Origin of the sequence: Streptomyces sp. NBC_00075, from assembly GCF_045041225.1 — a bacterium.
In the GTDB taxonomy this organism is placed as follows: domain Bacteria; phylum Actinomycetota; class Actinomycetes; order Streptomycetales; family Streptomycetaceae; genus Streptomyces; species Streptomyces adonidis.
Map to the genome: position 1 here is coordinate 6,322,239 of NZ_CP108243.1, position 20,788 is coordinate 6,343,026.

At 69.9% G+C, this 20,788-nt stretch carries 26 protein-coding genes; 8 read left to right on the forward strand and 18 right to left on the reverse strand.

What is annotated here, in order from left to right:
- Window position 1: 1 nt before the first annotated feature.
- Complete coding sequence (locus OG787_RS27660) at window positions 2-1,147, reverse strand: FAD-dependent oxidoreductase (RefSeq protein ID WP_405536764.1); 1,146 nt, start codon at window positions 1,145-1,147, stop codon at window positions 2-4.
- A gap of 129 nt (window positions 1,148-1,276) precedes the next feature.
- On the opposite strand from OG787_RS27660, the gene OG787_RS27665 reads away from it, so the two are divergent.
- Window positions 1,277-1,957, forward strand: coding sequence for a TetR/AcrR family transcriptional regulator (locus OG787_RS27665; RefSeq protein WP_405536765.1), 681 nt, complete (start codon window positions 1,277-1,279; stop codon window positions 1,955-1,957).
- Between the two features lie 165 nt (window positions 1,958-2,122).
- Here the strand turns inward: OG787_RS27665 and OG787_RS27670 are convergent, their stop codons facing one another.
- The 6 genes from OG787_RS27670 to OG787_RS27695 all read right to left on the reverse strand — a co-directional run bounded on the left by OG787_RS27670 (window position 2,123) and on the right by OG787_RS27695 (window position 5,988).
- Window positions 2,123-2,692: a hypothetical protein gene (locus OG787_RS27670; RefSeq protein WP_369032981.1), complete on the reverse strand. Its 570-nt coding sequence runs from the start codon at window positions 2,690-2,692 to the stop codon at window positions 2,123-2,125.
- Window positions 2,689-3,693, reverse strand: coding sequence for a helix-turn-helix domain-containing protein (locus OG787_RS27675; protein ID WP_405536766.1), 1,005 nt, complete (start codon window positions 3,691-3,693; stop codon window positions 2,689-2,691). The genes OG787_RS27670 and OG787_RS27675 overlap by 4 nt, the downstream gene beginning before the upstream one ends.
- 85 nt (window positions 3,694-3,778) lie before the next feature.
- Entirely contained in the window at window positions 3,779-4,345 is a 567-nt protein-coding gene (locus OG787_RS27680; RefSeq protein WP_405536767.1) for a hypothetical protein, read from the reverse strand.
- The gene (locus OG787_RS27685; protein ID WP_369032978.1) at window positions 4,329-4,820 is read right to left on the reverse strand and encodes an RNA polymerase sigma factor; all 492 of its coding nucleotides are present in this window, start codon (window positions 4,818-4,820) and stop codon (window positions 4,329-4,331) included. The genes OG787_RS27680 and OG787_RS27685 overlap by 17 nt, the downstream gene beginning before the upstream one ends.
- A 143-nt stretch (window positions 4,821-4,963) precedes the next feature.
- Window positions 4,964-5,608: a class F sortase gene (locus tag OG787_RS27690; protein WP_405536768.1), complete on the reverse strand. Its 645-nt coding sequence runs from the start codon at window positions 5,606-5,608 to the stop codon at window positions 4,964-4,966.
- Window positions 5,605-5,988 carry a sortase-dependent protein gene (locus OG787_RS27695; RefSeq protein WP_405540598.1) on the reverse strand — a complete coding sequence of 128 codons (384 nt, stop codon included), beginning with the start codon at window positions 5,986-5,988 and terminating at the stop codon, window positions 5,605-5,607. The genes OG787_RS27690 and OG787_RS27695 overlap by 4 nt, the downstream gene beginning before the upstream one ends.
- Before the next feature lie 285 nt (window positions 5,989-6,273).
- Here OG787_RS27695 and OG787_RS27700 point away from each other — a divergent pair, with 285 nt between their 5' ends.
- Window positions 6,274-6,702, forward strand: coding sequence for a hypothetical protein (locus OG787_RS27700; RefSeq protein WP_405536770.1), 429 nt, complete (start codon window positions 6,274-6,276; stop codon window positions 6,700-6,702).
- On the opposite strand, the gene OG787_RS27705 is transcribed toward OG787_RS27700, so the two are convergent.
- Together OG787_RS27705 and OG787_RS27710 are read right to left on the reverse strand one after the other, a co-directional pair.
- A complete protein-coding gene (locus OG787_RS27705) occupies window positions 6,696-7,385 on the reverse strand; it encodes a response regulator (protein WP_405536771.1) in 690 nt (229 codons plus the stop codon). The two genes, OG787_RS27700 and OG787_RS27705, sit on opposite strands and share 7 nt — an antisense overlap.
- Window positions 7,386-7,395: 10 nt before the next feature.
- Window positions 7,396-8,547 carry a sensor histidine kinase gene (locus OG787_RS27710; RefSeq protein ID WP_405536773.1) on the reverse strand — a complete coding sequence of 384 codons (1,152 nt, stop codon included), beginning with the start codon at window positions 8,545-8,547 and terminating at the stop codon, window positions 7,396-7,398.
- A 235-nt stretch (window positions 8,548-8,782) separates the two neighbouring features.
- Between OG787_RS27710 and OG787_RS27715 the strand changes: the two genes are divergently transcribed.
- Window positions 8,783-9,250: a hypothetical protein gene (locus OG787_RS27715; RefSeq protein WP_369032973.1), complete on the forward strand. Its 468-nt coding sequence runs from the start codon at window positions 8,783-8,785 to the stop codon at window positions 9,248-9,250.
- Window positions 9,251-9,296: 46 nt separating this feature from the next.
- On the opposite strand, the gene OG787_RS27720 is transcribed toward OG787_RS27715, so the two are convergent.
- From OG787_RS27720 to OG787_RS27735, 4 genes are read right to left on the reverse strand one after another with little or no spacing between them, the layout of a single operon-like run.
- Window positions 9,297-10,067: an alpha/beta fold hydrolase gene (locus OG787_RS27720; protein WP_405536774.1), complete on the reverse strand. Its 771-nt coding sequence runs from the start codon at window positions 10,065-10,067 to the stop codon at window positions 9,297-9,299.
- A 45-nt stretch (window positions 10,068-10,112) separates the two neighbouring features.
- Complete coding sequence (locus tag OG787_RS27725; protein ID WP_405536776.1) at window positions 10,113-10,886, reverse strand: enoyl-CoA hydratase/isomerase family protein; 774 nt, start codon at window positions 10,884-10,886, stop codon at window positions 10,113-10,115.
- Window positions 10,883-11,299 (reverse strand): Zn-ribbon domain-containing OB-fold protein, encoded by a 417-nt coding sequence (locus OG787_RS27730; protein WP_405536777.1) that lies wholly within the window; start codon window positions 11,297-11,299, stop codon window positions 10,883-10,885. The genes OG787_RS27725 and OG787_RS27730 overlap by 4 nt, the downstream gene beginning before the upstream one ends.
- A gap of 18 nt (window positions 11,300-11,317) precedes the next feature.
- Window positions 11,318-12,475: a lipid-transfer protein gene (locus OG787_RS27735; RefSeq protein WP_405536779.1), complete on the reverse strand. Its 1,158-nt coding sequence runs from the start codon at window positions 12,473-12,475 to the stop codon at window positions 11,318-11,320.
- A gap of 115 nt (window positions 12,476-12,590) precedes the next feature.
- Here OG787_RS27735 and OG787_RS27740 point away from each other — a divergent pair, with 115 nt between their 5' ends.
- Window positions 12,591-14,174, forward strand: coding sequence for a FadD3 family acyl-CoA ligase (locus tag OG787_RS27740; RefSeq protein ID WP_405536781.1), 1,584 nt, complete (start codon window positions 12,591-12,593; stop codon window positions 14,172-14,174).
- Between the two features lie 20 nt (window positions 14,175-14,194).
- Here OG787_RS27740 and OG787_RS27745 read toward each other — a convergent pair whose 3' ends face one another.
- Window positions 14,195-15,085 carry a hypothetical protein gene (locus OG787_RS27745; protein ID WP_405536782.1) on the reverse strand — a complete coding sequence of 297 codons (891 nt, stop codon included), beginning with the start codon at window positions 15,083-15,085 and terminating at the stop codon, window positions 14,195-14,197.
- A 342-nt stretch (window positions 15,086-15,427) separates the two neighbouring features.
- Between OG787_RS27745 and OG787_RS27750 the strand changes: the two genes are divergently transcribed.
- Complete coding sequence (locus OG787_RS27750) at window positions 15,428-16,102, forward strand: 2-phosphosulfolactate phosphatase (RefSeq protein WP_405536783.1); 675 nt, start codon at window positions 15,428-15,430, stop codon at window positions 16,100-16,102.
- Window positions 16,103-16,268: 166 nt separating this feature from the next.
- On the opposite strand, the gene OG787_RS27755 is transcribed toward OG787_RS27750, so the two are convergent.
- The 4 genes from OG787_RS27755 to OG787_RS27770 all read right to left on the reverse strand — a co-directional run bounded on the left by OG787_RS27755 (window position 16,269) and on the right by OG787_RS27770 (window position 19,597).
- Window positions 16,269-17,012, reverse strand: coding sequence for a hypothetical protein (locus tag OG787_RS27755; protein WP_405536784.1), 744 nt, complete (start codon window positions 17,010-17,012; stop codon window positions 16,269-16,271).
- Between the two features lie 1,005 nt (window positions 17,013-18,017).
- Window positions 18,018-18,524 carry a DUF6584 family protein gene (locus OG787_RS27760; RefSeq protein ID WP_405536785.1) on the reverse strand — a complete coding sequence of 169 codons (507 nt, stop codon included), beginning with the start codon at window positions 18,522-18,524 and terminating at the stop codon, window positions 18,018-18,020.
- Between the two features lie 37 nt (window positions 18,525-18,561).
- Window positions 18,562-18,765, reverse strand: a complete 204-nt coding sequence (locus tag OG787_RS27765; RefSeq protein WP_369037743.1) for a DUF397 domain-containing protein — start codon at window positions 18,763-18,765, stop codon at window positions 18,562-18,564.
- Complete coding sequence (locus tag OG787_RS27770) at window positions 18,746-19,597, reverse strand: helix-turn-helix domain-containing protein (protein ID WP_405536787.1); 852 nt, start codon at window positions 19,595-19,597, stop codon at window positions 18,746-18,748. Before OG787_RS27770 ends, OG787_RS27765 begins: the two co-directional genes overlap by 20 nt.
- Before the next feature lie 133 nt (window positions 19,598-19,730).
- Here OG787_RS27770 and OG787_RS27775 point away from each other — a divergent pair, with 133 nt between their 5' ends.
- From OG787_RS27775 to OG787_RS27785, 3 genes are all read left to right on the forward strand, one after another.
- A complete protein-coding gene (locus OG787_RS27775; protein WP_369037745.1) occupies window positions 19,731-19,958 on the forward strand; it encodes a hypothetical protein in 228 nt (75 codons plus the stop codon).
- A gap of 95 nt (window positions 19,959-20,053) precedes the next feature.
- Window positions 20,054-20,332: a hypothetical protein gene (locus OG787_RS27780; protein ID WP_405536789.1), complete on the forward strand. Its 279-nt coding sequence runs from the start codon at window positions 20,054-20,056 to the stop codon at window positions 20,330-20,332.
- 2 nt (window positions 20,333-20,334) lie between these two features.
- The gene (locus OG787_RS27785) at window positions 20,335-20,727 is read left to right on the forward strand and encodes a type II toxin-antitoxin system VapC family toxin (RefSeq protein ID WP_369037747.1); all 393 of its coding nucleotides are present in this window, start codon (window positions 20,335-20,337) and stop codon (window positions 20,725-20,727) included.
- Window positions 20,728-20,788 lie beyond the last annotated feature (61 nt).

Here is a 20,788-nt window from a genome sequence, read left to right on the forward strand (position 1 = left end):
GCTACGCGTGTCCGCTGAACATGCCGACCAGGCTGTGGGGGGCGTTGTCGCCGTAGAGCACCTCGTGGATCCGGACGCCCTCGGTGGCGGCTTCGGCGCTACGGGGGAACATGGCCTGCTCGTACTCGGCGAGGGCGGTCTCGATGTCGTCGGGGTGGGCGGCGATGGTCCTGGCGAGTTCGGCGCCGTCGTACATGGCCAGGTTGGCGCCCTCGCCGGCCGGGATCGAGACGTGGGCGGCGTCGCCGAGCAGGGTCACACCCGGCACCCGGTCCCAGCGGTGTCCGACGGGCAGGACGTTGAGGGGGCGCCAGACCGGGGTGGTCTCGCCGTCGGTGATCAGCGCGGTGAGCTCCGGCGCCCAGCCATCGAACTCCTGTGCTATCCGGGCCCGCGCGGCGGCGGGGTCGGTGAAGTCGATCCCGGCGAACCACTCCTGCGGCCTGGAGAGCATCACGTACGCGTGGATGGTCCCGCCGCGCTCGCGGTGGGCCCCGATGCCCTGCCCCGGCACGGGCGCGAACAGCGATCCGCCGCCGACCGCCTTCGCGCCGGCGGGGTGCCGGGTGTCGGCGTCGAACAGGTAGGTCTCGACGTACGACATCCCGAGGTACGAGGGTGCCGCGTCGGAGAGCAGCGGCCGGACCCGGGACCAGGCGCCGTCCGCGCCGACGAGCAGGGCGGTGTCGAGGGTGGTCCCGTCGGCGAAGGTCACCTGGTGGCGGCCGTCGGGCAGGGTCTGGGCGCCGCTGACCTTGTGCCCCCAGTGGACGGTGCCGGCCGGGAGCGAGTCGAGCAGCAGCTGCCGCAGCTCGCCGCGCTGCACCTCGGGACGGCCACCCGTACCGTCGTCGGCGTCCTCGAACAGGATGGTCCCGTCCCGGCCGAGGATCCGTGAGGCCTGGCGGCCCTCCAGGATGAGCCCGCGGAACCCGTCGAACAGCCCGGCGGCCTTGAGGGCGAGCTGCCCGTTGTGGTCGTGGATGTCGAGCAGCCCGCCCTGGGCACGGGCGGTCGGGGACGCCTCGGCCTCGTAGACGGTGGCCGGTATGCCGTTGACGTGGAGGACCCGGGCGAGGGTCAGGCCGCCGAGTCCGGCGCCGATGATCGTGACGTGGGGGGTTGTGGTTGTGGTTGTGGTGGTCATGGTGGCTCCTGGTGGCGGGGTGGGCACGGAATCCATGGAACGGCGTTCCATGGATTGACATCAGCCTGGAACGCCGTTCCATGGATGTCAAGCTGGAACGCCGTTCCAGGGGTATGTCAGGATGAACGCATGGCTGAAAGCGGAGCACGTCGTTCGGAGCGACGAAGGGAGCCGCTCTCCCGGGAGCGCATCGTCGAGGCGGCGATCGAGCTTCTCGACGCGGAGGGCGAGGCCGGACTCACGTTCCGCGCACTGGCGCGGCGGCTCTCGACGGGGCCGGGTGCGTTGTACTGGCACGTCACGGGCAAGGACGAGCTGCTCGGCGCCGCCACCGACGCAGTCGTCGCAGACACCATGGCCGCCGCCGTTGTCACCGCCGGCGCGACCCCGCAGGAGGCGGTACGTGCCCTCGCGCTCGGCGTGTTCGACGCGATCGACGCCCACCCGTGGATCGGCACGCAACTCGCCCGCGCCCCCGCGCAGACACCGCTGCTGCGGGTCTTCGAGCACCTCGGGCGCCAGGTCCGGGCGCTCGGGGTGCCCCACGCGGCCCAGTTCACGGCCGCGAGCACGCTGCTGAACTACGTCCTCGGCGTGGGCGGCCAGAACGCGGCCAACGCCCGCGACCACCAGCCGGGCGCGACCCGCGAGGAGTTCCTGACCGGGGTCTCGACGGCCTGGGCGAACCTGGACCCCGAGGAGTACGCGTTCACCCGGAACGTCGCGGAGCAGCTACGCGATCACGACGACCGGGAGGAGTTCGTGGCGGGGATCGATCTGATCCTGGCGGGGATCACTGCGCGGTCGTGAACTTGGTCCAGGCGGTGGGGGAGAGGTGGAGTATGGGGGCACCCGGGGCTGGCCGGTGATGTCGCCCTGGTCGTCAGCGAGTTGATGACCAACGCCCTGCTCCACGGCAGCCTCCGGGGACGCCTCATCCGCCCCGGACAGCGCGCCCCGCGCACCCGACCGGCCTCAGGCCGAGCAGTCGGTCGCGGAACCGTCCGCCGTAGAAGTGATGGCCACGCGATAGCCCGCCCCGGAGTCGAATTCGGGCCCCGTCTCGCGCTCCTCCGCGTCGAGGATCTCCTCGGTCAGGAAGTAGACGTCCAGAATCGTCGCGTCGTCCGCCGTGCCCCGGGTGAAGCACAGGCTCGTGGGTCCGTTCTCCTTCGCGGACTGCTGAGTCGTCCGGGACGGCTTCCAGCCCTCGCGTTCCGCTGCCGCCCGGTAGTGGCGGGTCACGTCGGCCCTGTCGTCGTCGCCGGGGAAGACGTACGTCCGCTCGGCGTACAGCCAGGCCTCGCCGCTGTCCTCCCAGCAGCCGGAGTCGAGATCCTCGAAGCCCCGGGGGACGGCTGCCCCTTGGGGGAGCGAGTCGAGAATGCCGTACGACCTCAGGTCGTCGACCCTGCTCTCGGTGCCCTCGCAGGCCGAGGCGGACACGGCGTCCGACAGGGGCCGGCAGCCGGTGAGTGCTCCGGTCGCCAACGCGGCCGTCAGCAGGGGAGTGGCGAACCAGCTGGCTGCCTTGCGCGGTGTCAAGCCGACTCCTCTGGTTGAGATTGTGAGAGCGCCCGGAGTCGGTACTCCTTCGGTGAGACGCCGTACGCCGTGCGGAACGCTCGGGTGAAGTCGGCCGGGCGGGGGAAGTTCCAGCGGGCGGCGATGGTGTGGATCGGGGTGGTGCGGAGGGCCGGGTCGGACAGGTCCCGGCGTACGCCCTCCAAGCGCTGGCCGCGTATCCACGCCGCCACCGTTTCGCCCTGTGTCTGCTGTTGCCGGAAGACGCGGTGCAGATAGCTCAGCGAGATGTTGTGGGCCGCCGCTATCACCGTCGGCGTCAACTCCGGCTCGTGCAGGTTCTGTTGGACGAACGCTCGGATACGTTCCGTCAGGGCCTGTTGGCGGGTCTCCGGGGGCAAGGCGGCCTCTGCGTGCAGGAGTTGGGCGAGCCAGGCTGTCAGGAGGTCCTGCACGACTCTGCCCAGGCGGGGTGCGTCGGCGGGCTGGAGGGTGTCGGCCTGGCGGTGCAGGGCGGTGAGGTGGTCGGCGAGCAGGGCGCCGATCCCCTCGTGGGCCGGCAGGCGCCGGTTCAGCAACTCCCGTACCCGGTGCGGGGGAAGAGGCAGCAGGGCTTTCGGGATGTCCAGGCCTATGCCTCTGACGACCCTGCGTTCGCGGTCGTCCGCCGGGCGGAAGTCGTACGGGCGTGAGCTGTCGACGATGTGCAGGTCGCCGGCGGCGAACCCGGTGGTCCGGTCCGCGTGGTCGAGGGCCATTCCTTCGTCCAGCATCAGCGTCAGGTGGTACAGCTCCTGGTCGCTCTGGCGGACCATGCGTGTGCTTCGCCGGAACCTTGTCGGCAGGAACGACACCTTCATCACCGTCGCCGGGCCCAGCTCCAACAGCCGTAACTCTCCCCAGAATTCGGCGGAGTGGGCGCTGATGAAATCGTTCGAGCGCGTACGGGCGATCAGTTCCCGCCAGCAGTCGAACCTGTCCGCCGCAGGCACGTCCTCACTGCGGAACACCGTCCCGATCATTCCGTCCCCCCAACCCAAGCCCCCCGCCGGGTACTTCCGCCGTCATCCTCACCCCTTGACGGCCGAACTGGCGACTCCCTGGGGGTTACGGCTCCACCGTGGCGCTCGGTACGGGGACGGCCCCGGCCTCGCTCGACGTCGTCGCGTCGTCCGCCGGGCTCGCCTCTGTCGCGGCGTCCGGAGTCGTCGTCGGCGCCTGCTCGGGCGGGGCGAGGGATGCCTCGGAGGGGTCGTCGGTGGGCTCGCCGGAGGGGACGGGCGTGGCGGATTCGGGGGTATTCGGGGTGGAGGGCGCCGGCGTCGGCGTCGGGGCGGTGGTGAAGTCGGTGGTGGGGGGTGGTGCCGGGGTGGTCGAGATGGGTGGGGCCATGGGGACCGTGGGGGAGCGGGGGGACTCCCCCGTCGTCAGGTTGAGGGGGAGCGCGATCAGCGCGGCGATCGCGCAGGCCGCGCCCACCGCGGCCGCCGTACGGGTCCTGCGACGCCGGGTCGCGGTGCGGCGGATCTCCTCGAAGCGGCCCGGCGGTGCGCCCAGGTAGGCGGGGGCGGGGCCGAGGAGGACCAGGAGGGGGTCGTCCGGGGCGTGCTCGGGGCTGGTCGGGTCGAACGGTCCGAATTCCGGGTCTTCTTCGTCGTCAAAGCGTGTGGTCAAGGCTTTTCCTCAGGTGGGCGCGGAGCAGTTCACGGGCCGCGTGGAGGTCGGCCTTGATGGTTCCTTCCTTGCGTCCGGTCAGCGCGGACACGTCCCGGATCGGCATGTCAGCGTAGTAGTGCAGGAGGATCGGGACGCGGAGTCGTTCCGGCAGCGACTGGACCAGCATGCGGATGGACGGGTCCGCCGGGTCGGTGTGCGTGAGCAGGGCGGCTTCCGTGGTCACGTGGCGCATCGCCTTGCGCTCGCGTTCCGTCTTGCGCCAGTGGTCCCGGACGATGTTGGCCGCCGTCACATAGAGGAAGCCGCGCGGCTCCTCCACCGACGTCCAGCGCGCCCACAGGCGCGTGAACGCCTCCGAGGCGATCTCGTGGGCCGTCTCGTCGTCGTCGACGAGCCGGCGGACCCAGCCGGCCAGGCGCGGGTAGAGGGCGGCGAACAGCTCGGACGCTGCCTTGTCGCGTGACCGTTTCAACGCTCTCCATGGTGCTGTCAGACCTGTTGCCACCGGCGTCGCACTCGGCGTGCTCGTCACACTCGTGGCGCTCGTGGGGGAGGACGGCGGTTCGGCGGCGTACGTTCCGCCGGCCCGCCGTCCTGTTTTCTGCGCGGGTACGGTCACGGGCTCGTCGACGACGTCAGCGCGGCGAAGACGATCACGTTGTCGAGGTAGCCCTTCTCGTCCCGCGGGCCGCCGCACGTGATGAGCCGGAGCTCGGGGCGGTCCACGTTCCCGTAGACGTCGTCCGCCGGGAACTCGGCCTTGGCGACCGTCCGCAGGGAGGTCACCGTGAACTCCGTCTCCGTGCCGTTCTCCAGGCGCGCCACGATCTTCTCGCCCCGGCGCAGCCGCCCGAGGTCGTGGAAGACACCGTCCCCGTACGAGCCGACCGTGACATGCCCGAGGAGCACCGACGGGCCGGTCTGACCCGGCGTCGGCGACTGCTCGTACCAGCCCGCCTGGTCGTGCTCGGTGACCGGCGGCACCTGCACGGTGCGGTCCGCGGCCAGCCCCAGCCGCATGACCGGGGTGTCGACCCCGATGGCGGGGATCCGCAGCCGGACCGGGGCCGAACGGCCCACGGCCCGCGCCGACTTGGCGGAGGTGTTCGTGGAGGGCGAGGCCGACGGCGGCGGGGTGGTACCGGGCTGCGCGGTCCCGGTGGTCCGTACGCCCTCGCCGTCGGAGGAACAGCCCACGACCAGGGTGGCCGCGGCCGCTGTGGCCGCCGTGCCGAAGGCGCGCCTGGAGAGCACGGTCACGCTCCGGTCGCCCGCCGACGGACTACGAGGAACACGGCCGCGCCCCCGACGGCGAACGCGGCGGCGGCGCCCCCGCCGATCAGCGTCCCCGGCACGCCGGAGTCCGACGAGGCCGGCGTCACACCGGTGTTCGGGGCGCCCTTCGGCACCTCGGCGACCTGGGCCGGCTCCTGGTTGGGGTCGGTGGTGGGCGCCTCGCTGGGCACCGGGCTGGCTTCGTCGGCCGGTGCCTGGGTCGGCTCGGCGCTCGGGACCGGCGTGGCCTCGGTCGGCGCGGTGCTGGGCACCGGGGTCGCGGTGTCGTCGGCGAACGCGGGCGCGGTGCTCGCGAGTACGGCGGAGGCCGCGAGTGCCACGGCGCTGAGGACGGTACGGCGCACGGTACGGCGCATGAAGTCGCTCTCTTTCGTCGGTCCGCCCGGAAGTGACGGATCGTGCGAAGAGACGAGGCAGCCGGGGAGCGGGTTGTAAAGAGATGGCAAAGTCGCCGGGGTCTCGGTGGGGCCGTGTCTCGCGTACCCCCGTACCCCACAGGTTTACCCGTGGGTACGCCACAGGTTTACCCGCGCTCCAACTGGTGCTGGATGGCATCGAGTTCGTGGAGTGCCAGGCTCTCTCCGTCGAGCCGGATCCTTCATGAGGCCGGCAACCGAAAAGGGGGACCAATGAGGTCGCAACGCAGAAATCGCCGTCTTCTCGCCGCGTCCGTCACCGCCGGCGTGATGACCATCGCCACCCTGGGAACGGCCGGCCCCGCCTCCGCCAGCGCGAGAGTCTGTGGAAACGGCGGGAACAGCACCCTGGGGTACTGGGAGGTCTGCTACGAGATCATCGGTGATGGTCTGTACATCGAGCAGGTCACCGGAATCGCCACGCGAACCGACAGCAGCAACGCGAAGTCGATCCACCTCGAATACATCAAGGCCGGCGGTGTGCACTGGAAGAACGGCTCCCAGGTCACCACCAACCAAATGGCGGAAGTCAGTGTCCTCAACGGCTCCGTCTCGAGGGCGGGCAACTACTGCGTCAAGCTCTGGGTCAAGAGCAACGGCAGCCATTACTCCGCCGGTGAGGCCTGCGTCTACGTCTACTGATCGGTACCGGACAGGTCGCCCGGCCGCTGTCCGCCCGGGGTCACGAGCCCCGATTCGTACGCCACCACCACGGCCTGTGCCCTGCTGTCCAGGTCGAGTTTGGTCATCGTGCGGTTGAGGTGGGTCTTGACGGTGGCCTCGCTGATGTAGAGGCGCTCGGCGATCTCCAGGTTGGACAGGCCGCGTGCGATCAGTTTCAGGACCTCCAGTTCGCGGGCGGTCAACGCCTGGAGATCGGGGGGCTGTTCGCAGGCGGTCTGCCGGGCGTACGCCTCCACCAGCCGGCGGGTGACGCTGGGTGCGAAGAGCGCGTCGCCGCCGGCGATCGCGGCCACGGCGGCCAGCAGCCGTTCCGGGCCGGAGTCCTTGAGCAGAAACCCGCAGGCTCCGGCGCGCAGCGCTCCGTACACGTACTCGTCGAGGTCGAAGGTGGTCAGCATCAGGATCCGGGGCGGCGGGTCGCCGGCCTCGGCGAGGATGCGTTCGGTGGCCTCGATGCCGTTCATGCCGGGCATCCGCACATCCATGAGGATCACCTCGGGGGCGGTCCGGGCGGCCAGGAACACGCCCTCCGCGCCGTCGCTCGCCTCGCCGACCACCTCGATGCCGGGTGCGGCACGCAGCAGCCCCACCAGGCCGGCCCGGATGAGGAACTGATCGTCCACGACGAGCACGGTGGTCATGCAGTGGTGGTCATGTAGTGGTGTCGTCCCCCTGCTGTGCGGCCCGCGCCGAGGTCGGCAGGATCAGCCGTACGGCGAAGCCACCTTGGTCCTGCGGGCCGATGTCGATCTCCCCGCCGTAGAGCTTGGCCCGCTCCCGCATGCCGAGCAAGCCGTGTCCGCCACCCGTTCGTACTCTGGCCGGAATCACCCCCTCTCCGTCGTCCGTGACCGAAACCGTCACCTGGTGCGGCTCATACCTCAGCCGTACCTGCGCACTCGCGGCGGGCGCGTGCTTGAGGACGTTGGTGAGTGCCTCCTGCACCACCCGGTAGGCGCACAGTTCGACGCCGGGTGCCAGGGGACGCTCGGTGCCCTCGACGGTCAGGGCGACCCGGGTCCCGCCGGCGCGGACGCGTTCGGTCATCTCGCCGAGGCGGGCCAGGCCCGGCATCGGGCCCGCGGGGGCACCGTCGTCGGCGGCGCGCAGCACCATGAGCATGCGGCGCAGCTCTTCGAGGGCCTCCTTGCCGGTGGCTTCTATCGTGTCGAGGGCGGCACGCGTGGTCTGGCGGTCGGTGTCGAAGACGAACCGGGCGAGACCGGTCTGTACGGAGATCACGGAGATGTGGTGGGCGACCACGTCGTGCAGTTCCCGGGCGATCCGGCCGCGTTCCTCGGCCACCTCGCGCCGGGCCCGTTCGGCCTGTTCCCGGCGGAGCTGCCGGGACAGTTCGGCCGCGCGGCGGGCGAGGGCGCCGAACCGCCACAGCATCGTGGGGTAGACCACGGCCTGCGCGACAACGGCCGGCCAGCCGTCGGTGTAGCTCACCGCGCCCGCGTAGATCCAGGTCGCGCCCATCAGCGCGGCACACGCGACGGAGACGCGCGGCCCTCGCACGGAGGCGACGGTGTAGACGGCGAGCATGGGGCCGAAGCTGCACACCACGGGCCAGTAGCCGACGGTGATGTACACCAGCCAGGTCGCGTGTACGAGGCAGCAGACCACGACAGGGGCCCGGCCACGGAGGACGAGCGGCAGGTGGACCAGGACGACCAGCGCGTAGGCGGTCGCGTCGAGCGGATTCTGGCCCTGCCGCGCGGCCTCCGGCCCCAGCAGCAGGGCCACACCGGTCAGCGCCGCCACGATCAGCGCGTCGACGGCAAGAGGGCGGATCCGCATCGCAGCAGCGTAGGGCCAGACCCGGCAGACGGGCGTCAACCTTCGGCGGTACCGCGGAAGTTGCAGGAACCGGGCGGCTACCACGCCGGGTCGGCCCGGAGTGCCAACCAGCGTGGGACGACCCGCACGCGGCCCGCCCATAGCGTCTTGGACCAGCACCACGACGAGTCGCAGCCGTTCGTCGCAGTTGTGCGTCACATCCGTTCGTCGCATCCGTTCAATGAGGGGAAATCACATGTCGGGAACACACAGGTCCGTACGCAGAGCCCTCGCAGTCGCCGCCACGACGGCCGCTCTGCTCGGCGGCGGTCTGGTCGCCGCCGCACCCGCCGGTGCCGCCACGGCCGCGATATGCGACAGCTGGGGAGCCACCGGCACCCCGGGTGACATCGTCGGGGCGTACGCGCACGGGACGGCGTGCCTGATCACATCCGGCGACGCCGCCGGCCGGGTGGATGTTCGGACGTACCTCAAGGACACCGCCGTGGACGGCATGTCGGCCTGCGTGCAGATCCACGCCACCTACGCGGACGGCGGGACCCGCGACGAGTGGTTCTACAACTACGGCGGGGGTGGCGCCGAGTGGGACGTGTTCCACACCTTCGCATCGAGCGTGCGGCAGATCTGGGTCCGCGAAGGCAGGGGCACGGGGGGCGTCTGCACGGTCATGGCCGGCGGTGTGCACGTCATCTACGCCAACTGAAACCGGCGTACGCATCCGAGGCGCCCTTCCGTCCGCCGCGCCGCACTCAGCTGGTGCCGTCCCTCAACTCCGTGAGGAACGGGACCAGTTCCGCGTTGACCTCCTCCGGCCGTTCCTGCTGCGTCCAGTGGCCGCAGCCCTCGAGGACCACCGGCGGGCGCCGCAGGTTCGGCATCAACTCCGGGAGCTGCTCGATGAGTTGGGGTGTGCCCGGGAACGCCGGTACCAGGTCCTTGTCGCCGTACACGTACAGCGCGGGCGTACTGACCACCGCCTCGTGCCAGGCCGCCGTCAGCTCCCAGTTGCGGTCGATGTTGCGGTACCAGTTGAGGGCGCCCGTGAAGGTGCCCGCGAAGCTGTCGGTGAGGTGGTCGAGGTCCTTCTCCGTGAGCCAGGCCGGGAGTTGCTCCGGGTCGGGCATCGTGTCCAGCCAGCCCTGGCCGGGCTCGATCAGCGGCTGCTTGCCGGTGCCCGAGTCGGGGCTGTCGCCGGAGAAGGCGTACAGGGTCTTGCGGAGGGTGGTGCGCGGGTCGCGGGCCAGTTCGGCGTCGGCGACCCCGGGGCGGTTGATGTAGTTCCAGTAGAAACGGCCGCCGAACATCGCCTCCATCACGCCAAGGGGCCGCCGGTCGCCCCGGAACGGCGGCGGCACGCTCAGACCCGCCACCCCGCGCACGACGTCCGGCCGCAGCAGCGCGGTGTGCCAGGCGACGGGCGCGCCCCAGTCGTGCCCGACGACGTACGCCGTCTCCTCGCCGAGCGCGTGGATCAGCCCGACCACGTCTCCGACCAGGTGCAGGATGCTGTACGAGGACACGGTTCACTACGCGGTTCTCAGCCATGATGCAAAGGGTAGACGTTGCTATCGCAACCGGAAATCCGGGGCCCTGGCGGCGAAGAGTTCCGCCTGCCGGTCCCCCGGGAGATTGCCCAGTCGCACCAGGTGCGGGGCGTAGGCGAGAGCGTGCGTACGGGCCGCCTCCTTCGCCGCCCACACCGCGCGAACCGTGCCCTGCACCCCCTCCGGCGGATACGACGCGATGACCCGGGCGCACTCCACGGCTGCGGCCAACACCCCGCCGGGCGCGGTCACTTCACTGACCAGGCCGATCTCGTACGCCCGCGTCGCCGACACCCGCTCCGCCGTCCCCATCAGCGCCATCCGCGCGATCTCCCCGTACGGCATCCGCTGCGCCATGCCCATCGTCTCGTACGCGCTGACCATGCCGTACGTGGTGTGCGGGTCGAAGAAGGTCGCGGCCGGGTCGGCGACGACGAACTCCGACTCCGCTAGCAGATAGAAGGCGCCGCCGCACGCCATACCGTTCACCGCCGCGATCACCGGCTTCCAGAGGTCGTTGGCCTTCGGCCCGATCCTCTCCAGCGGATCGTCCACCATGTAGGGGGAGTTGGGCTGCGGGACGGTCGCGGTGCGGTCGAGCCCGGTGCAGAAGGCGCGCGGGCCTGCGCCCGTCAGGACCACCGCCCGTACGGTGTCGTCGAAGCGCAACTCCCGCCAGGTGACGGCCAGTTCGGTGGCGGTGGCGAGGTCGATGGCGTTGAGCTTGCGCGGCCGGTCGAGGGTGAGGACGGCGACCCCGGTGTCCTTGTCGGCCGACAGGCTCAGGCCGCTCACGGGCGCTCCAGGACCCACTGCGGAAGACCGGCTCCCGTGAATACCACCTGCACCCGCGCCCCGATGCGAATCCGGTCGGGGGGAAGGGAGTTGAGGGGTGCGTCGGGGCCCGTGACCAGATTGCCGACCAGCCGGATCCGCGGCGCGTCCGCCAGCTCGACCACGATCACGTTGTACGGGGCCAGCTCGGCGTAGTCCGGGAGGAGCGGCGGATGCGGGACGACGTACGACCAGATCCGTCCGCGTCCGCTGACCTGGCGCCACTCGCTCGCGAAGGACTGGCAGTGGGGGCAGCAGGGGCGGGGCGGGAAGCGGGGTTCGGCGCAGTCGGCGCAGGTCTGGACGCGGAGTTCGCCCTGGGCGGCGTACTCCCAGAAGGGGGCGCCGTCTTCGTCGACGACCGGTGTCAGCATCTCAACTCCTCGGGGCTCTCAACTTCTCAACAGAAGGGCGGAGGTGGGGACGCCCTCACCTGCCGTGACCAGGCAGGTGGTGGCCCCGGGGACCTGGGCGGTGCTCGTGCCGCGCAGTTGCCGTACGCCCTCGGTGATGAGGTTGAAGCCATGGACGTAGGCCTCGCTGAGGCCGCCCCCGCCGGTGTTCATCGGCAGCCGGCCGCCGATCTCCAGGGCGCCGCCCTCGGTGAAGGCGCCGCCCTCGCCGCGTCCGCAGAAGCCGTAGCCCTCCAGGGAGAGCGGGATGAGGGCGGTGAACGCGTCGTAGATCTGGGCGACTTGGACGTCGTCCGGGGTGAAGTCGGCGTGTTTCCAGAGGTGTCGGGCGGCTGTCCAGGCCGGGCCGGTCAGCGGGTCGTCGTTCCAGTAGTTGACCATCCCGTGGTGCTGGGCGGGCAGACCCTGGGCGGCGGAGTGGATGTAGACGGGGGCGCGTCGGCAGTCGCGGGCCCGCTCGGCGGAGACGATCACGACGGCCAACGCCCCGTCGGTCTCAAGGCAGTTGTCGAAGAGGCAGAGGGGTTCGCTGATCCAGCGGGAGGTCATGTACATCTCGCGGGTGAGCGGACGGTCGTACATGATCGCGGCCGGGTTCTGGTTGGCCCGGTTGCGGCAGGCGAGGGCGACGTTGAAGAGGTGGTCGCGGGTCGTGCCGTACTCGTGCATGTGGCGGCGGGTGAGCATGGCGATCTCGTCGGAGGGCCGGAGGAGTCCGAAGGGGCGGGTCCACTGGGCGGGTGTGGGGAGTTGGGCGGTCGTGTTCCGCCACGGACGCGGCCCTGACCCCCTCTTCCGTGACCGCCACGCCACACCGACCGTGGCCTGGCCGGAGGCGACGGCGGCGGCGAGATGGGCGACGGTGGCGCAGGAACCGCCGCCGCCGTAGCCCACCTTGGAGAAGAAGGTGAGGTCACCGAGGCCGAGCGCCTTGGCGACCTCGACCTCGTCGGTCTCCTCCATCGTGTAGGAGGCGAGGGCGTCGACCTCGGCGGGGGCGATGCCCGCGTCGTCGAGCGCGGCGAGGATCGCACGGCAGGCCAACGTCCGCTCGTTCTCGGGGAGTTGGCGGGCGAAGGGGGTCTGTCCGATCCCGGCGATGGCGGTGGCGTCTTTGATGCCGGCGGTAATGGCCATAGCTGTGAGTGCACCTCCGCGCGAGCGCCCGGCTGGCTGCTGACAGGGCGTCAGGTTACAGCTAATCTGACGGTCAGTCAGCTCTTGTGTGCGGGATGTTGTGGGGAGGCCGACGGTGCGCGGTGACTTGGAGTGGGGCAGCATTCCGGGGCTGGTCCGGGCGGCGGCGGAGCGGTACGGCGACGCCGAGGCGGTCGTGGACGGACGTACGCGGGTCTCGTACGCGGAGTTGGGCGCGCGGGTGGAGCACGCGGCGGCGGCTTGCATCGCGGGCGGGGTGGAGGCCGGCGACCGGGTGGCGATCTGGGCGCCCAACTCCCTCGACTGGATGGTGTCCGCGCTGGGCGCGGTCTCGGCGGGCGCGGTGCTCGTACCGCTGAACACCCGCTTCAAGGGGACGGAGGCGGCGTACGTACTGGCGCGCAGCCGGGCGAAGTTGCTGTTCGTGACGGGGACGTTCCTGGGCACGTCGTACGTGGCGTCGCTGCGGAGGGCGGCGGGGCAGGGTGACGGCCGGGGCCCGTTGCCGGGGCTTCCGGAGCTGACGGACGTGGTGGTGCTGGGGGAGGACGCGCCCGCTGAATTCCGTACGTGGAAGGACTTCTTGGCGGGCGGGGACGGGGTGGGGGCGGAGGCCGTCCGGGCGCGGGCGGAGGGTGTGCGGGGTTCGGATCCCTCGGACATCGTCTTCACGTCGGGGACGACGGGGCGGCCGAAGGGGGCGGTGATCACGCATGAGCAGTCGCTGCGGGCGTACGAGATCTGGAGCGAGTTGGCGGGGCTGCGGGAGGGGGACCGCTATCTCGTCGTGAACCCGTTCTTCCACACCTTCGGCTACAAGGCAGGGGTGTTGGCGTGTCTGATGCGGGGCGCGACGGTGATTCCGCAGCCGGTGTTCAACGTGGACACGGTCCTGGCGAACGTGGCGGCGGAGCGGGTGTCGGTCCTCCCCGGCCCACCCACTCTGCTCCAGTCGCTCCTGGACCACCCGTCGCGTGACTCCTACGACCTTTCTTCCCTGCGGCTGGTGGTGACGGGTGCGGCGGTGGTGCCGTTGCGGCTGGTGGAACGGTTGCGTACGGAGCTGGGAGTGGCCACCGTCCTGACGGCGTACGGGCTTTCGGAGGCGAGCGGGATCGTCACGATGTGCCGCCGGGGGGATGCGGCCGAGGTGATCGCGTCGACGTCCGGGCGGGCGGTGCCGGGGGCCGAGGTGAAGGTGGAGGCACCTGTCGGTGAGCCCGGGGAGGTGCTGGTGCGGGGCTTCAACGTCATGCGGGGGTACTTCGAGGACGCGGAGAGCACGGCCGAAGTGGTCACGGGGGAGGGCTGGTTGAGGACGGGCGACGTAGGCGTCCTGGATACCGACGGCAACCTGCGGATCACCGACCGCCTCAAGGACATGTTCATCGTCGGCGGCTTCAACGCGTACCCGGCGGAGATCGAGCAACTCCTCGGCCTGCACCCGGATGTGGCGGACGTCGCGGTGATCGGCGTACCGGACGGGCGGCTCGGGGAGGTCGGGAAGGCGTACGTGGTGCGGCGGCCGGGGGTGTCTCTGACGGGGGACGATCTGATCGCCTGGGCTCGGCGGGAGATGGCGAACTACAAGGTGCCGCGGGTGGTGGAGTTCGTGAGCGGGCTGCCTCGGAACGCTAGTGGGAAGGTGGTCAAGGGGGAGTTGAGAGGCGGGAGTTGAGGGGGGAGTTGAGTGGGGGGCTATCGGACGTCGACGTAGTCGGTGACCCGGGCGCTCTTCAAGTAGTGGTCCCAGGTCTGGCGGTCGAAGGCGACGGCCCAGGTGCCGTCCTGCTTGGCGAGCGCCATGCCGTCGAGGTGACCGTGTCTGTCCGCGCCGACGCTGGTGACGAAGTGGTACTTGGTGGAGCCGCGGGGCCGGAAGTAGAGGGTCGTGGAACCGCCGTTGAGCGGCTTCCAGGTGGTGCCGTCCTTGTACTGGAGGGTGCCTGTGAAATCGATCGGGTACGTCTTGCGGACCGGGTCGGGGGAGGCGTGGAAGCCGGTGATGCGGGTGGCGTAGCGGTAGCGGTGTACGGGCTTGCTGGTGTTGGTGGCCAGGTCGGGATTGCCGTTGAAGCGGGCGCGCCAGTAGGCGTTGTTGATCGGTGTGGTGAAGGTGCGGGCGAAGTCCTCCTCCGCGGTGGTCGCGGTCACCCGGCCACCGTGCCCGAACCCGATGCCGACGGGTACGCCGGCGGCGGCGGGGACGGAGTCCTCGGGGTGGCGGGGATCCGTGGCGAGCACGGTGCCGCTGACGGAGACCCGCTGGTGGAGGTAGTCCGGCACGGTGGGGGTGGCGGTCAGGTCGGGGATCGTGAGGGTGGTCTCGTACCGCAGGGGGTACCGGGCAGGGGCGCCGGTCAGGGTGGCGCCGGATGCGTCCAGCAGATCGACGGTCACCCGGTAGTCGCCGAGATCGGCCAGGTGGACCGGCGCCCGCCAGACGCCGGAGCGTGCGTCCTGCCCGGAGTACTGGGTGAAGTCCTCGGTCTCCCCGGCCTCCGGGTCCCCGGCCGGTGCGTCGAGCGGAGAGAAGTGGGCCGTGATGCGGGTGAGGGGGCTGTCGGAGTGCGCGGTGACGAAGAGCATCCCCGGGGCGCTGAACCAGCCCTCGGCATAGGACAGGACGGGACCGCCGTCGGCGCTGTCGGCCTGGGCCGGGGGGGAGGCCGGTGAAGAGGGAGGCGGACAGGGCGGTGGCGGTGGCTGCCGTGGCTGCGGCCAGGAAGGTGCTGCGTCTCATGAGGGTTCCTCATCCGGCGATGCGTACGAGTGCGCCTGGAGCCCGGATTGCCGCGGCGACGATGTTCACTTCGGTACAGAAGCTACACACGAAATACCAAGCCGAATCGGGCATTTGCCATGGAAATGGCAAAGGGTATTCGTCGCTCGCGGGGTGCTGCGGATGGGGCATCCGCGATCATGGTCGGAATGGACGCTCACTTCCTCGGCATCGCCGAACTGACCGAAGTCCCCTCCGTGGCCGTCGTGGTCGACGTCATGCGTGCTTTCACCGTGGCTGCCTGGGCCTTTGCCCAAGGGGCGGAACAGATCGTTCTTGCCGAGTCGCTGGACGACGCCCTGGCGCTCAAGGCTCGTCACCCCGACTGGGTGGCGCTCAAGGACGGGCCGCCCGCGCCCGGGTTCGAGATGGTCAACTCGCCGGGCCTGCTGCGGTCTGCCGATCTGACCGGGCGGACCGTCGTGCAGAAGACCACGGCGGGGACGGTCGGTGCCCTCGCGGTCAAGGACGCGTCGCTGGTGCTGTGCGCGAGCTTCGTGGTGGCGGAGGCGACGGCTCGGCTCCTGCGGACGCGTGAGTGTGACCACGTCACGTTCGTGGTCACCGGAGAGGACGGGCAGGCCGAGGAAGATCTGGCGTGCGCTCAGTACATCGCCGGCAGAGCCGACGGGGTCGGGGCGGACGCTGCCGGGTTCCTCCGTCGCGCCGCCGACTCGCGCGCCGCAGCCGAGTTGACGGAGGGGGTGCGCCAAGGCGTCCATCCTGACGACGTCGCCCTCTGTCTCGAACTCGACCGGTTTCCCTTCGCCATGGTGGCGGCCTTGGAGGAGTCGCTCATGGTCCTGCGTCCGTGGACCGTCTGATCGCTGATGGGGTCGGGGTGGTGGGTATCAGATGGCAGGGAGAGCTGCACGGTCCGCAGTGTGGCCGAGTTGCTCAAGTCCTGGGCTGTGTGACGGCTTTCGGGAGCGGACGCCGCGCGATGCGACTGTCGTCAGGGGAACGCGCATCGGAATCGCCGGGTCGAGGTCAGCAGTGGCACAGCACGTTGACGACGACGGTCTCGGCGTCGAGGTCGTCGAGATGGCGGTTGGCCTCTTCCCAGTGGCCGTCGTCTGTCTCCGCGTCCGTCCACTCGCCGTCGAGAGTGACCAGGGCGAAGCCGGGCACGGCGCCCCGGACAGCCCACAGCCGGGCCTCCTCGTGACCCTGCGCGAAGTACTCGACCGGGTCGTTGAGCAGGAACGACGTGTCGAAGTGCGGGTCTCCCGCGACGGCTCGTTGCGCCACCTCCTGCACCAGCGGCTGTGCCAGGTGCTCCTTCTTGGCGTCTGCCAGGGAGTACTTTTCGGGATCGGCCTCGTGGCGGGCGAGGAACTCGGCGAACGGGCGGGCCGGCGGGTGTATCGCGGTCAGCTCGGTCCAGGCGGCGAGCAGGGCGTCGTACGCGTGCGCCGCCCTGCTCCGCATGGCGTCGAAGTCGAGCAGGCCCCGAGGTCCGCCGTGGCATTCGAGCGGCCCGAGGGCATCGAGCCTGGCCTTCCTGCGCGGCACGGTCCTCGCCGTGACGAGCCTGCGGTCGCCGTCGTACTCGGGCAGTACGAGGTACGCGCTGCCCGCGCCGGAGTGGATGGCCCACCAGTCCCAGTGGCCGTCCGGACTCCACTCGTCGCTCAGCTCGGAGTTGTAGGGCGCCATGGCCGCGGCCACTGCCTGCGGGACCTTCCGGGGAGCCGTCGGCGGCAGGCACACAGTGGCGAAGAACTTGGTCATGCCCGGGAGGGTAGAGCCTGGCGACTGGGCAGGTCTTGGCCTTTTACGTCGGTGGGGAGGGCTGCCAAGGTCCCGGCCTGGAAGAGGCGTTGGTGATGCTTTGAGTGGGGGGCACGCGATTGACAGCCGTATGGGTCGGGTTCTGTACGCAAGGATCACGCCATCGTATGCATCACAATCACGCCACGACTTGGAGTCCTTGGGGCGACGGCGGGTGAACGGCAGGTTTCTTCGGTCGGGGCGATTGGAATGCACTGTTCCGCTTTGCCTGACTTGGCGATGCGAATCCGTTGTCGGGCCTTTATGGAATGTATATCTGACGTCCCATTATGAACCTTTCACGATGAATCCTTCACCGAATCTCGATCGTACGATCACGCCCCTGGTGGTGAATTGTCGTGCTGCCGTGTGATCAAGGGGTGGGGCATTGCAACTCAAGGGGAGACGGGCACCTCGTGTCGGGGGCGGTCGAGGCGGCCGGGCTCCGGGCCCGGAGCAGGGCGGCAAGAGCCCACCACCGGTACGACCGCCGTTACGCTCGTTGCGCGGAGGGAGCCGACCGGTGGTACGGGGGAGCCTCGACGGCCTACGGGCTGTACGGCGATACCGCTCCTAGAAGAACGCGAACAACGTGTGGTTCCCGGCTTCGGACGTACTGGCCGCCAGGTCATGGCTGTGGTTCGTGATCGCAGCCCTGTTGGCGGTCGGAAGTCTCCTGTTGGGCCCGAGCCGTTCGGACGCGGAGTGGTACGTGCGGGTCGTGATGTCCCTGGTACCTGTCCTGCCCAGTGCGCTGTGCGTATCACGGCAGATCAGCCATGTGCTGACTCGGCGTGCTCTCGGAGCCGGGTCGGCTGGACGGAACACCATCGTCTGGATCGGCCGCTGGCTCGGCCCGGGCGCTGTTCTCGTTCTCTCGGTGGGAATGTGGGCGGTCTGGATGACGGTCTTCGTCCTCTAGGCCTGTCCGCTCCTCCACCCGGTGACATGCTCCGGTGGCCTGAGTCAGTCGAACAAGGCGACGAGGCCATTTACCCAGATCGCAAGGAACAGAAGGACTGCAACCAGGCATCCAGCCCCTGCCAGAAAGTCGGCGAGGGCGCTTCCCCCGGCGTCCTCCTTCTTGCCGGATGGCACCGTGTCCCAGTCGACGGGGCGCCCCATGGCATCGGAGCAAGCTGTTCGTACTGCTGCCAATTGCTCTCGGGCAAAGGCTGTTCGGGCAAGCGACTCACGGCCCTGCCAGGCAAGTGCCCGCATGCGCTGCGGAGCAGTGTGGTACCTCGCCTCGAAGGCGGAGGTCTCAGCTGCGTCCCTGTCCTGTTCGAGGTACATCCAGCGGCCCGCTTCTGCAGGCTCTCCATACAGGCGGTACGCCTCGGCCAGGCGTCGGCGAACCATCAGGTCGTTCGGAAAGGACGACACCAGCCCGCGCAGGCGTTGGCGCGCGACGGGAACCCGGCCGGCGGCCAGGTCTGCGTCGACTCGGGCAAGGGTGTCTCTCAGGGGCATGAACGCATGATCGCGTACCGAGAGGGCCGTCCCGACGTCAGCCCTTCACTTCAGTGAGGAAGGCTGCCCAGGCCCCGGCCCGGAAGAGGAGTACGGGGCCGTTGTGGGGGGCGGTCTTGGAGTCCCGTACGGGGACGATGCCGGGGGCGGAGGACACCTCGACGCAGTCTCCGCCGGTGCCGTTGCTGTACGTGCTCTTTCGCCAGAGCGCGGTGCTCAAGTCAAGCTCGGTGCTTGCCATTTCGGTAGTCCTCTGCCGCGGTCTCGATCATGGCCAGGGACGCTTCAGGCGGCAAAGCGGTGGCCCTGAGCAGATCGTACGACTCCCGGTACTGCTTCACGAGCGCCGGGTAGTCGATGAGTTGCCCGCTGTGCAGGCTCTCGGTGTAGACGACAGGTGGTGCGTCCGAGAAGGCCATCATCTTGGTCATGCCCATCATGAACGGGTGGGCGGCGGCGGTTTCCGGAACGATCTGTGCAATGGAGTGCGTCGTCCTGATCACCTCTGCGATGTGCTCCAGGAGTTCGGCCATTCCCTCGTCGGGGAGAACCCGGCGGCGCAGCAGCGACTCGTCGAGGATGGCCCAGAACGCGGGAGGCTGCTCGGAGTCGAAGATCGCCGCCCGCTCCATCCGGGCCCGGACCTTCTCCTCGACCTCCGCGTCAGAGGCCCGTGGCATTGCCGCGCGCGTGAGTGCGCGGGCGTAAGCGGGCGTCTGGAGCAGGCCTGGCACCAGCATCGGCGCCCACTCCTCGATCGACTCTGCGTGCTCCTCCATCTCCAGCACATCTACGAAGTACTCCGCATGCCCCGACCTCTTCGCCCTGCTCACGTCTTCACAGCGCCGCATGAAAAAGCCGTCCGTGTCGAGCTTGGCGTCGACATGGCGGGCCAGATCCTCCGGCATCCTGCGTTCGCCGCGCTCGATCTGGCTCAGGAGGGAGATGCCCCGCCAACTCCCCTCGGCCAGTTGCTCCAGCGTCAGGCCCGCCTGCTCCCTCAGGTAGCGCAACTCGGCGCCGTAGAAGGACGGGACGTTCGCGGACGCGTCGGGGTCCTTACGGGAAGGCACAACTCACCACCGCCTCTTTCCAGTTGCGCTGCGCAATCCGAAGCCCTTCCACGGTACGCACCGTCACGTCACTCTGTGAGGGAATCGTCACAGAGCGCGCATGAGTGCGTGCTGAGCAGGGAGGTCCCGCCCCATGGAGCCCATGCAATCCGAACCCACCGTCTTCGACGTCACCCTTTGCGTCGAGGAACTCCGCGACGCCCTTCGCGAGCACGGCATCACCCTGCCGTCCCTGCGGATCGATCTGCCGAGTTTCGCGGGGAGTTACCGGACGCCGAGGGGCCTGGTCGCGCTCGGCGGCTGCAACGCGGCCACCGCGCGGAAGCTGGCCGCCGTATTGCGGAACGCGGCCGGGCGGTGAACGTCACGACGTATTTCGGCGCCGAACCGCTCGCGGCCCTCGAAAGCGTGGCCGACGACAGGCCGAGCCCGGAAAGGGGCGGTATGGTGATTGGTATGGCAACGAAGAAGTACACCGTGACTCTGCCGGAGGAGCTCGCCGAGGAGATCCGGAGCGAGGTCGGGCCCGGCGGGTTCAGTGCCTATGTCACGCGGGCCATAGAGCGTCAGCGGGAGCAGGACCGGCTGGGGGAGCTGGTGGCGTGGCTGGAGGAGGAACACGGGCCGGTCACCGAGGCCGAACTGGCGGCGGCCGAGGCCGAGCGCCGGGAGGTCGAGCGTATTTTCGCTGAGCGCGAGGCGGCGGCCGAGGCGCAGTACCCGAAGGCGAGTTGAGGATGTCCAGTTGCTATGTGCTGGACTGCGAGGCGCTGTCGCGGGCGGTGCTCGGTGAGCGGGTGATGCTGTCCAGGCTCAAGGACGCCCGCCGTTCGGGCATTCGTCTGGTCACCAGCTCCATGACGCTCATCGAGGCGTACCACGGTCAGGTGAAACGGGGGGCCTGGGCGTGGGCCATGTCCCGGATTGTGGTGGAGCCCGTGACCAAGGAGGTCGCCGACGCTGCGATCGGGTTGCTTGAGGGCACCGGCCTGCACGGCCACAAGTACGCGATCGACGCGGCACTGGCGGTGATCGCGGAGCGGCAGGCGGGAGGTGTGGTGCTGTACACGTCCGACGAGGACGACATGGGGAAGCTGTGCGGCCCCAAGGTGGTCGTCAGGGGCCTCTGACTCCGCCCCCCAAACACCACGACCGCGGCGGCTCCCCCTCCGCGCCGCCGCGGTCGTTCCC